The organism is Bryocella sp. (genome assembly GCF_058498515.1).
This window is the reverse complement of record NZ_JBMHYI010000013.1, coordinates 70,304-80,778: the sequence shown is the minus strand read 5'-3', so window position 1 is coordinate 80,778 and position 10,475 is coordinate 70,304. Positions and strand designations below refer to the sequence as shown.

8 protein-coding genes and 1 pseudogene are annotated in these 10,475 nt (G+C 56.8%); 3 read left to right on the top strand and 6 right to left on the bottom strand.

All coding sequences use genetic code 11. The features are described 5' to 3' along the window. Nucleotides 1–972 (top strand): tyrosine-type recombinase/integrase (locus AC5E6W_RS04230; RefSeq protein ID WP_491751012.1); only part of this gene is annotated, 972 nt, incomplete at its 5' end. 65 nt (nt 973–1,037) lie between these two features. Here the strand turns inward: AC5E6W_RS04230 and AC5E6W_RS04225 are convergent. The 5 genes and pseudogenes from AC5E6W_RS04225 to AC5E6W_RS04205 form a co-directional block, all read right to left on the bottom strand. Next, nucleotides 1,038–1,379, bottom strand: a pseudogene (locus AC5E6W_RS04225) (ArdC family protein); the annotation flags it as partial. Between the two features lie 771 nt (nt 1,380–2,150). Then, on the bottom strand, nt 2,151–3,101 hold the full coding sequence (locus AC5E6W_RS04220; RefSeq protein WP_491751011.1) for a hypothetical protein: 951 nt from the start codon (nt 3,099–3,101) through the stop codon (nt 2,151–2,153). Beyond that, nucleotides 3,095–3,391 (bottom strand): hypothetical protein, encoded by a 297-nt coding sequence (locus AC5E6W_RS04215; RefSeq protein WP_491751010.1) that lies wholly within the window; start codon nt 3,389–3,391, stop codon nt 3,095–3,097. Before AC5E6W_RS04215 ends, AC5E6W_RS04220 begins: the two co-directional genes overlap by 7 nt. Nucleotides 3,392–3,847: 456 nt before the next feature. Then, the gene (locus tag AC5E6W_RS04210; protein WP_491751009.1) at nt 3,848–4,915 is read right to left on the bottom strand and encodes a nucleotidyl transferase AbiEii/AbiGii toxin family protein; all 1,068 of its coding nucleotides are present in this window, start codon (nt 4,913–4,915) and stop codon (nt 3,848–3,850) included. Beyond that, nucleotides 4,912–5,649 (bottom strand): DUF6088 family protein, encoded by a 738-nt coding sequence (locus AC5E6W_RS04205; protein ID WP_491751008.1) that lies wholly within the window; start codon nt 5,647–5,649, stop codon nt 4,912–4,914. The genes AC5E6W_RS04210 and AC5E6W_RS04205 overlap by 4 nt, the downstream gene beginning before the upstream one ends. A gap of 142 nt (nt 5,650–5,791) precedes the next feature. Here AC5E6W_RS04205 and AC5E6W_RS04200 point away from each other — a divergent pair, with 142 nt between their 5' ends. Together AC5E6W_RS04200 and AC5E6W_RS04195 are read left to right on the top strand one after the other, a co-directional pair. Next, nucleotides 5,792–6,253, top strand: coding sequence for a hypothetical protein (locus AC5E6W_RS04200; RefSeq protein ID WP_491751007.1), 462 nt, complete (start codon nt 5,792–5,794; stop codon nt 6,251–6,253). 400 nt (nt 6,254–6,653) lie between these two features. Beyond that, the gene (locus AC5E6W_RS04195) at nt 6,654–8,339 is read left to right on the top strand and encodes a tetratricopeptide repeat protein (protein WP_491751006.1); all 1,686 of its coding nucleotides are present in this window, start codon (nt 6,654–6,656) and stop codon (nt 8,337–8,339) included. Between the two features lie 535 nt (nt 8,340–8,874). Here the strand turns inward: AC5E6W_RS04195 and AC5E6W_RS04190 are convergent. Further along, complete coding sequence (locus tag AC5E6W_RS04190) at nt 8,875–10,155, bottom strand: phage integrase SAM-like domain-containing protein (RefSeq protein WP_491751005.1); 1,281 nt, start codon at nt 10,153–10,155, stop codon at nt 8,875–8,877. Between the last annotated feature and the right edge of the window lie 320 nt (nt 10,156–10,475).

The following is a 10,475-nucleotide window of genomic DNA, read 5'->3' as shown; positions in this document are numbered from 1 at the left end:
TCGCAAGAGACCGACAGCTTCTGGGACTGGGCTCTGCTGGAGTTGCTCGTGCAGAGCGGACTGCGGATCGAAGAGGCATCCGACCTCACGACCCTCGATATCCTCAAGCGCAAGATGCCCGATGGTCGCATCTACTATCTGCTGCATGTAAAGCCCTCGAAGTTCGACCGCGCTCGTGTCCTGCCCATCGGTGACGGACTGGGTCGTGTCATCGCCGAGATCGTTCGCCATGTGAAGCGCTTTCATGGCACCAGTCATGTGCCTGTCTGCAACCACTGGAACCTCGCGCAGAAGATGCCACGGCCACCGGCACCGTATCTGATCCAGGCCCTTCGGCACCCCAGCGCACCAGGACTCCAGACGATCCGTACACGCATCAAGGCTGTCTCGGTCGGTGCAGGTGCGCGTCGCGCCGATGGCTCACCGCTGATTCTGTTACCTCACGACTGTCGGCGCGTCTTCGCCTCCGAACACCTGAACAACAACACGCCCGTTCACATCATCCAGGCTCTGCTCGGACACGCCTCGCTCGACACCGTCATGATCTATGCCAAGCTTTACCCCAGCCAACTGATCGAAGAGTATCGCAAGACCATGCGTGGTCTCTACAACGCCCACTATGGAGAAGAGGGACTCAAGAACCCGACTGCAGAAGAGTGGGCTGCCTTCGCCGCCAACTGTAACCTGCGCGATATGGGCACGCATCTCTGCGCCCTGCCCACCGGAGAACACTGCCCAAAGGGCCTGCTCTGTCTCGGCTGCACTCACGCCCAACCAAAGAAGAGTGCAGTGCCTGTATTTCGACGCATGCTCTCCAGCCATCAGCGAAGTCTAAACGCCGCAAAGGGACACAACGAACCCGCCGGACAGATCGCCGCCCGCGAACTGGAACTCGTCCGTATCCAGACCGCCTTGCAACGAGCGAGCGAACTGAGCGATGATGTGGCTGCTGCCATCGAGGCGCACGCCTGAACTCCTCGCACCCTGCGGCGGAGCACGGTGGCGGGCCATGCCGGGCGCAAATCACGAGATAATCTGTCGAAGACGTAGGCCGAACGGAAGCCCACGAGGACAGCCTGATTCTGAATGCGAACATCCTTGTTTGCTTCCTCATCCTTCTTGCGACGGATACCGATTACGGGAGCAAGGATGCGGATGCCTTTCTCGCCTTTCATCACGCGACGGCCAAGCTGGTTCCACGCATACATCCCGGCCACGCGCGAAGCCTGCGGCTTTTGCCTCGCGATCTCCAAAATATTGCCGAATGAGTAGCGATGGAATCGCCCCATCGCGGTCAAATAGGCGGTCAATCCTTCGCTGTGTCCCTGCTCCAATTGCGCGATCAAAAGTTGGACGTTCGCTGCGATTGCTTCCTTCACCGTTTGCTGTTTGTGGGGTGTCGGTACAGCGTCGGGAGCGGTGTTCTCTTTGTCGTTTTGTCTGCTGTCGTTTGAGGGGTTGACGGTGACGGAGTGGGTGACTTTCGATAACTTCTTCATGGTGGTTCCTCCTGTTGGGCTGTTGCGCTTGCCGTTGCCTTTGAATGGGCAAGTGGCAGGTACATACATGCCGAACGCCTCCTGGCGAAGGTGGGGGGTAGCAACTGCAAGCCGAGGGGTATCCCCACCCTTGCAACGGGAGTGCAGCGGAAGTGGAAAGGGCGTAGCGCAGCGGAGGTCTGCACAAGCGCAGCGCGGAAGATTGGGGAGTGGCTTGCGGGCGCGAGGGGATACCTCCCCTTAGAGGTTTTGGCGGTTGCTGTTGTTCTTGTCGGAGGGGCGTTGCGGGGAGGGCGGACCGCCCCGCAGAGGTGGGGGCGGAGGATGCAAAGCAGCCGCAGACCGGAGGAGACTTCCTCCTCCAAAAGGTGAACTGTAAGCGTAGTTGAATCCCTTTGCACGTTCATGTCAATGCTAGTCAGTTCACGCGCTATGATGCCTCGTTACTGCGGGGTGAAAAGCGAAGTACGCTCGCGTGGATTGGGACAGACTTCCGTTGTCCGAAAAGATTGCGCGGGCGTTAACGCAGATTCACCGGATGGAAAAGAAGTCTAATCGGGTGGTCTGAGACTCGAATTCACCCTGATATCCTCCCTCTGGTAACTACGCCCACTGCACTGACTTTCGTGTTGAGTCAGCCCAGAGGGAGGGTCAGGTTGCGCTATTATATGCGGGCGGACCATCGATGAAGAATGGGACGCTATCGGTGTCCCCCTCGTGTGGATTCAGTCGGAGGCAATAGCGAGTTTCGCGTATTTGCTCCACAAAAGAATCACGGTACTTGACGTACCCGTGGACCCACACAATCAATTCTTCTCTTTGCAACGCGGCGAGTTCGGCTTGAGTGGGTTCCCACGAGGCGCGTCTACCCATGTTGTCTCCGGGGACAATTGGAAGGCCGCGTCCAGCGGTCCATTGGGATGTATCGCCGTTTTGGTAACTCGGGGGAATTTGGGGCAATTCTTGACCCCTATTCAAACGGTCGACGGCAAAGCCAATCTCTGTAATAAATCCCGGAGTCTTGCCGATATTCTCATACCGGAAGCCAATTCGTCCCACTGTCTTGTTGTCCTCTCCCTTGTCCCAAACCATATCCGCTCTGCACACAAACCACGCTCTTTCAGAAGTAATCATGTGGTCCGCTTGCTTGAGCGCGGCCTCCGCAGCTTCCCTGGCGGCTTTGGCATTATCAGTCGCAGCCTCAGCCAAGGTGCGAAAATAACCGGCATGTTTCAACAAATGGCGGGCCTGCTGACACAAAAAGTAGCCCTGCCCTGCGCCTACTAAAGCGAGTACGCCCGTGAAAGCAACGAGCCACCATGTGTAGTCGGCCAGTTTCCTTTGTATCTCTTTTTCCTCTTGGCGATCTGCGCTATGGTCATCCACGGTTGGCGCTTCCACTTGAACGACAACAGACGGTGTTTTCGGAGTACCAGTGTCTTCGTGCTGAGCGCCGGACTGTTGCTGCCCCTTGGAACCGCCATCGCTTCTTGTGATCTGCGCTTTTGGTGCGTTGGCCGGATTACCTTGAGGGTTCAAGGCGAAGAGGCTTACCGTTGCCAACGGACCGAACACAGCGAGTATCGCCAGATGTCTCAGCATGATTCAAAGTCCCTGACACCATGTAGAGTTGGAGAATAGCGACGGAAGCTCTGCCCTTCAATCTCTGCAACTGTCTGGTTGATCTTAGCGTCGGCTGCCCCTTCAGTGTCAAAAAGGCACACGCTCTCCGGTTCTTTCGGGGGAGTGCCAGCCAGTCCGTGAAACACCTCGACTCGAAAACTTTGCTCTTTCAAGTTCGGAAAATGCTTCAGAACGATCTGGTAAAACTCATCACCCTCCTTGACTGCGGTGTCCGCCCGATAAAACACTCTTTCACGGCTCTTTATCATGGTGGCTTCCTCTTGCGATTTCCTTCTGTACTGCGCTGCGCAAGCATGAACTACAACACTACAACTTGAATCCGTTGGCACTAACCGTGTGCCAACCTACATCCTCACTTCGTTCTGTTGTTCCGATCTTAAAGTTTTACTTCGACTCCCGCGCTACCACCCGGACCTAGGAGTGGTTGAAACACGACGCTGTGTCTTTCGACAAGTTGAAGTTCCAACACCGTGGGCAGAAGCTAAACTCATCCGCTGATTCTTGGCCACAGTCGGCACAAAACATCTCGGCAATCTCCTGAAACTTGCGGCAAGTTTATCACTGGCGACCAGTGCTCATGGTGCCTAAGCCATGTGGGTCATTTCAGAAGCAGTTAGACCTGCTTGGAAACCACCGTAGATATTCCTTCGGCGCTATAGGCGCTTGATACTGGATGAGAACGGAATCGGGGCTGACTAAAACTCTCAAATCACAGCATGTCGGTGATTGATCCGTTGCTCCAACTCAGCAATAAGCGCGATCACCTCATTCACCGTGGGTATTGGACCAAAGACCATGCCAGACATTGCTTCGTAATCCCGCCGCAGATCAGCGAGCATCCCGTCATGGGGAGTCAGAGCGAAGCTGCCGGGAACGGCGGAGGCCAAGTCAAGATCGGGTCGGTTGAAGAACATCCGCGCGTGGCGCACGCAGTCCTCGGCCATCGCTGCATCTTCCGTTGCCTTCCGGCCAGTCTCCGAAATCAAGAGCCGGTAAACATCGTAGTAATGACGCGAGACGCGCTGCCCGCCTCCCCTCAGTTCGCCACGGCGGTCCCACCATCGGCGCAGGCCATGCAGGATAACAACCTTGTCCCAGAAGGTGCGACCGGGGTCAACGGTCGTCACGTTGCCGACCGCTAGATCAAGGTTCGGAAGATTGTCCGCGATGTACGGCTTTACGACGACGGGAGCATGAGGATCAAGAGCCGATTTCGCACCGGATTCGATCTTGATGGCGCGACGGATATAAGCATTTCCCTTTGCGGTTGCAGTGGGATACCAGAACAGCAAGCTCTGACGGTCGGGGTCAGCGGGATCGGGTTCCACACGCGCCCGATTCGCATTCAGGTTCGCGGATTCGAGTGTCTGCCGTAGCAGCGCACTCAATCCCTGCAGCATCGGACCTTGAATGTACGTCTGGCAGGCGGTTTTTATGGCCTGCAAGCGGGCGTTGCGTTTCTTGCCGCTCAGAGCTTCCAACTCCTCGACAGTTGCGGGCTGTCCAATATCTTCCCGGAAGACAGTTATGTCGATGTCTTCGGAAAACCGTTCGATCAAACCGTACCCTTTCGAGAGCGAGGTTCCGCCTTTGAAGAGCAGGCGTGGGCCGCCGGCCTCCAGTTCATTGAAGAGCGCGTCGAGCGTCCAACAGACCCAGAAGTCCTTTTCGATGTTCTGCTCATTGGTGCGCAGACGGTCGGCAGCGCCGACAAAGAGGTCGCGGCGCTCCTCGTCGCTCGCAGCCAGTACGGTTTGAAAGCCCTCGGTCATCGGCTGCTCGAACCCGTCGCCCTCTTCATGATATGGGCCGGTGCTGGAGCGAGTCTGGAGGGCTTTGCTGTCTCTGTCGGCGGCGGCACCACAGCACTAACCTGCTGGAGCAGGTCGCGCACGATCACCCGCATCCACTCAGGCAGCGCCGACAGGCCGCTGCGCAAGTCGTCCTGGATGGACTGTCCATGATCGGGGTCTCTGAGGATAGAGACAAGGCGCTTGCGGAGGCTTCCGTCATCGGACGGAAGCATGTCGCGCAGCCAATGGAGTGCCTGCACGAAGCGCATGGCGGGACGACCTGCCCAGTAGAGACGGCTGGGCGCGGCGGCTTGGAAATCGAGGGTGAGGTTGCCGAGGGTAATGGGCCGCAGGCGACCATCCGTTAGCACGCCGATGCGCGCCGGGACAGCGTCGGTGAGTCCGAGGTCGTTGGCGGCGGTGAGGCCATCAACCACCACCCGGACCTTGCCCTTCCGGGCCAGCGCGTCGATCACGTCGCGCGGGTTTGGATAGGTAGGCTTTCCGGTAAGACGGTTATCTTGGGGGATGTCGTAGAAGCCGCGCGCAATCCGTCGCAGGCTTTTGGAAGCAACTAGCCGGTGGAGGGCTTGATCGACCGCAGTGCGCGGTCCAAGGTCGGCGAAGTCCTCCGGAATCCAGACGTGCGGCTGCGCCGGGGCGGAGATGCGGTCCCAGATGGCGGCTGGAATGCTGGATGCCGGAGTGGACATGGGATAGCCTTATGTCAGATAAATGCAACAAACTTCTGACTTCATCAATATAACCCTATGTCAGGAAAATGCAACAAACTTCTGACTACGGTTCCTGTCGGCCTTCCCCGCTCGCAAGTTCCCGGCGGATTATCATCCCGAGATGAGTGAATTCATGAAGCGTGCGGCCTGCCACGAAGCGGGGCACATCATCGTCGCTTTCAAACTAGGCATCCGGGTAGAGGGCGTGCGTGTAGCAAACGGGCTCCTCCTGACAGATGTATGGGCGGATGACCTCGATTCAACGTCACGGCCAGCGATAGATCGCTATGCATTCTTAGCGGGAGGGATCGCTGGCGAGCAATTCATCTTCGGGGATCACGACCGCGTTGCGATGCGGGACGACCAAGCGAAAGTTACTCAACGAAATGGTGCTGCGATCGATACTTATATTCCCGAGGCTCGGGCAATTCTGAACGCTAACAAGAGTCTCTTCGACCGAACCACATTGGACCTAACCGCGCAGTGGATATGCGCTCGTGCCGAGGCTCAATTCAGCTTCGATCCAGACTCCTACGAGATTTTATCCCGGATGGAAATCGACCAGATGTTGCAGCGATGCTAGTGCTATTGGTGAACGCCGTAGCGGTTAGCGGTCCGCCAATTGCTGTAGTGTCCGTTTTTGTGATGCGCGTTTGTCGCGCCGGGGTAATTTCCGCCATGCGCCACCGTGTGGTGACCGCCGCCATAGTATGGGCGGCGGCCTGCAGAATGCGGGACCGATGATCTTGGAGGTCTCACCGGTCGTGTTGCCACGCGACCGGTAACAGGCTTTGCGATCCGAGTAGACGGCACAGCCGCAATCGACACGGGAACAAGCATCAGCGGGCATAGGAGCGCGAACGCCATCATGATTGATTTCATGCGATTCTCCATCCTTTGACGCTACTATTATTGAAGCCTAACAGTACAGCCCCTGAGGTCATATGTTCAAGTGTCGAAAGCACAGTTTAGGACGGTTGGTCTTGGCGTCGGCCCTGGTCACAGTCATTTCACCGCCCCCCATGTGTCCTGCTCAGGCTGTCCCGGCGTTGCAAGGCCGGGGGATTGATCCCGCCGTTCTGGCCAAGGCGAGCAATGGGGACGCTGCGTCGCAGACGCTCGTGGGAATCGCCTATGCCAAAGGGGCCGGAGTCCAAAAGGACTTGAGCATCGCAGTGTCTTGGTACCGCAAAGCCGCCGACCAGGGCAATCGTGATGCGGAAGTTCGTCTGGCCAATTGCTACCTCAATGGGAGTGGCGTGGAAACAGACGTTCAAGAAGCCCTCCACTGGTACTCCTCAGCAGCCAATTTAGGCGACACCGAAGCTCAAAGACAGCTCGGGTTCATGTACAGGGACGGGGAATATTTCTGGAAAGTCAAGGAAGATGACGCAGAGTCCTTTCGCTGGTATAGCCTTGCTGCCAATGGCGGCGATGCTGATTCCGAAAATGCCGTGGGCGCAGCCTATCGCTCTGGTACCGGTGTCCCACAAGATTTCGGACAGGCCGTGCTCTGGTATCGGAAAGCCGCAAAGCAGGGCAATAATTCCGCTGAGTTCGCTCTCGGTAACATGTATGAAAACGGTGTGGGCGTAGCGAAAGACCACGCCGAGGCTGTGCGGCTGTACCGGCTTGCAGCAGAAGCAGGTAACGCTGACGCACAATACTTCCTCGGAAATATGTATTACAAAGGCCTTGGATCGGCCAGAAATTTCCCGGAGGCAGTGCGTTGGTTTCGGAAGGTCTCTGACCAGAAATATTCGCAGTTGCATGAAAGATGGACAGCTCGCTATACGCTGGGCGACATGTACTACAACGGTGAAGGCGTACCGAAGGATTACGGCGAAGCACTCCGCTGGTACAGTTTGGCCGCCGAGATTGACGTGTTGGGAACGGCGCTAGCTCAGGTCGGGGATATGTACTATAAAGGCCAAGGCACGTCCGAGGATCACGCCGAAGCGGTCCGCTGGTACATGAAAGCCGCCGCGAAGGATAACGAATATGCGCAGCTGCGGCTTGCGATGAGCTACGACGCCGGCGATGGTGTTCAAAAGAGCGATTCGCAGGCAGCAAATTGGTACATGAAGGCAGCCGACCAAGGATCAGAGTCAGCTATGCTCAATCTCGGCAATATGTACAGCGACGGCCGTGGATTGCCGCGAGACTATTCCTCTGCAATGGAGTGGTACCGAAAGGCGGCGGACAAAGGGCTGGGCGGCGCGATGGTTAATATCTGCCTTCTCTATCGAGACGGGAATGGTGTTGCCCAAGACTATTCTCAAGCGATGACTTGGTGTCGCAAGGCCGCGCAAAAGGGAGAACCGATTGCGTTCTCTGCAATTGGGGGTCTCTATTTAGAGGGTAACGGCGTGCCTCAGGATTATGCCGAGGCGCTCCGTTGGTATCAGAAGGCCGCCGATCAAGGATATGACCGGGCTCTTTTGGCGATTGCCCTGATGTACGAGCAGGGAGAGGGAGTTCCTCAAGACGTAGGAGAGGCGTACTTCTGGTACAACCTTAGCTGCTCGTCTCCGCTACCCGCTGAGGTATTGGACAAATGGCGTCATTGGCGTGACGAGGCGGCCAAGAAGCTCACGGCAGGACGGCTCGCGGAGATACAGAATCGAACGCGCCAATGGGTGAAGACGCATCCTCCAATTTACGATTAGTTCAAAGCCATCGGGCCGTCTATAGAGGTACTTAGCCACAGCCGCAATCCATCATTGAGACTCGACATAGTTGCAACGTTCGTATGCAAGCGCCTTAACGTGCTTGGCCCGGTGCCGGGCTAAAGCGGGCCGGTTCCGGCCCCAAAACACTCCAGGATGGTTCCATCCTGGCCCAACTGAGGGGAGTGGTGGTGCGGGCGGGGGGACTTGAACCCCCACGACCGGTTAGGGTCTGCGGATTTTCATACCACTTCGGCTTTCGCCGCACCGCCAAACGGCGGCTTCGTGGTCTGGACTATCCCTTCACCATTCCCCGTATGAGGTTAGGTGCTGCCCGTCTAGTCTCTACACCTTCCCAGAAGTCCTTCCGGGCTTGGCTCGGGATTGCCATTCAAGGTTTCCCCGACTTTGAGCAGTTCTACTCCGCCGGTTTCCCTGACGGGCACTCAATTTCCTTAAGTCCGCTGTGTCTGCCGATTTCACCACGCCCGCGTGATGTTTACCACAACCCCATCATAAAGCACGGAGCGAAGGTCTACGCTTCGTCCGCCAAGCGCACTGCTTCCGCTCGACCGGGGCCTTTCTTGGAAATCACCTTTTTCTTTGGACGTGGCTTCATGATGTTGATTGCGGAAGCATCGAGTCTTGTCTTCAAATGGGATGCGTAATATTTCTCAATCATCTCCACGCTTGTCCGACAGTTCTTGGCGATCTGATAGATGTCGGCCCCTTCGAGCAGGCGCAGGCAAATGTATGTATGGCGGAAGCTATAGGCAGTTCGTGGCCTACCATCGCGGTCGGTGCGGAGTTTTTCTTCCTCAAGAATTGCATTGAATAAATCGCGAGGCCATTTCGGAAAGAGAAGATCGGTAGATCCTGGCTCGTGCCACTCTCCGTTCGCTATGGATGCGGTGCGACTGCCCGATCTCCCCGGCCCACCATCTGGTCTTGTGCGGGCTTTCAGCCGCTCAAATGGATGCACCGCTCCCGCCGTGCTCTTGCAATAACCAACACCGCGTTTTCCACGTACTTCGATCTCAAGGATGGTTTGGCCGCTGCCCTCGTCTTCGACCACCATGACATCCCGAAACTGAAGGCGCATTGCCTCGTCCGGGCGGAGGCCGGTATTGGTTGCGAATAGAACGTAATCGTGAAGTTGCTCCGCTTCCCAACGGAAGCGGGGCTGCTTGGGATCGAGGGCGCGTTTTCGCGTCGCCTCGTAAAGCTGCTTGTACTCTTCCGGTGAGAACCATGCTCTATGGGAAATCTTCGGCGACGAGCGATACGGCTCTGACAAATCCGGCAGATGATCGATCCATCCATGCCGCAGAGCTGTCTTGAAAATCTGGCGCAGAGTCACGATCTCCTGGTGCATGGTGTTATGCGCCAGCGGCTTGCCGCGTTGAGCCTTGCTTTCTTCGAGCCGACGGATTCGATACTCGTTGACTTTGCCAGAGGTGATTTCAGGGAGCACCATGTTGCCGAAGAACGGGATGAGGTGGCCATCTGTACGCGCGTGTTGTCCGCGCGCATAGGTCGGGCTCCGTTCTCCCTGCGTGATGATGTCGAATTCGCGCAGGTACAACTTGCCCGCTTCTCGGAACAGTTTCCCGCTTTTCAGCTCACCGTCGCGGAGCTTGCCGCGCAACTGCAGATACCAGTCTTCTGCGACTTCCTTTGCCTTCGAGAGACTGTCTTCTTTCGTGGTCGTGCGTCGATTCCTTCCCGCTAGATAGCTGGCGCATTGCCAGCTAGAGCTGTTCGGACGCCTGTAGACATGAACTTTGCCACCGAGGATGGTGTGGTGTTCGGACATACGTGGCCCACCTTCTGTCCCTCCCAAAACTGCGAAAATGTGGAAGGGATGTGTAAGGATAGCGCTCGGCGGTGATTCCGGTCAACTATATTTATTTTCAACAATTTAGGTGATGCTTAGATTGTGACTTAGACGATTTTAAGTCCGCTGTGTCTGCCGATTTCACCATCCCGGCGTGGCCTGCAAACCCATCCTACCGTAGCGAAGCCCCAGCGCCACGTCGGCGAAGAACTGCCGGAACGAAGCAACGCTGACCGCCTTTCCGTTCCTCGGGAACCATCTCCACCCTCTGCGCGTATCACACCTCATCCGCGCAGCCC

Excerpts from the sequence above, each read along its gene's own strand:
- AC5E6W_RS04220 (WP_491751011.1), bottom strand. The coding sequence starts at position 3,101 with ATGCTGAGACATCTGGCGATACTCGCTGTGTTCGGTCCGTTGGCAACG.
- AC5E6W_RS04215 (WP_491751010.1), bottom strand. The coding sequence starts at position 3,391 with ATGATAAAGAGCCGTGAAAGAGTGTTTTATCGGGCGGACACCGCAGTC.
- AC5E6W_RS04210 (WP_491751009.1), bottom strand. The coding sequence starts at position 4,915 with ATGACCGAGGGCTTTCAAACCGTACTGGCTGCGAGCGACGAGGAGCGC.
- AC5E6W_RS04205 (WP_491751008.1), bottom strand. The coding sequence starts at position 5,649 with ATGTCCACTCCGGCATCCAGCATTCCAGCCGCCATCTGGGACCGCATC.
- AC5E6W_RS04200 (WP_491751007.1), top strand. The coding sequence starts at position 5,792 with ATGAGTGAATTCATGAAGCGTGCGGCCTGCCACGAAGCGGGGCACATC.
- AC5E6W_RS04190 (WP_491751005.1), bottom strand. The coding sequence starts at position 10,155 with ATGTCCGAACACCACACCATCCTCGGTGGCAAAGTTCATGTCTACAGG.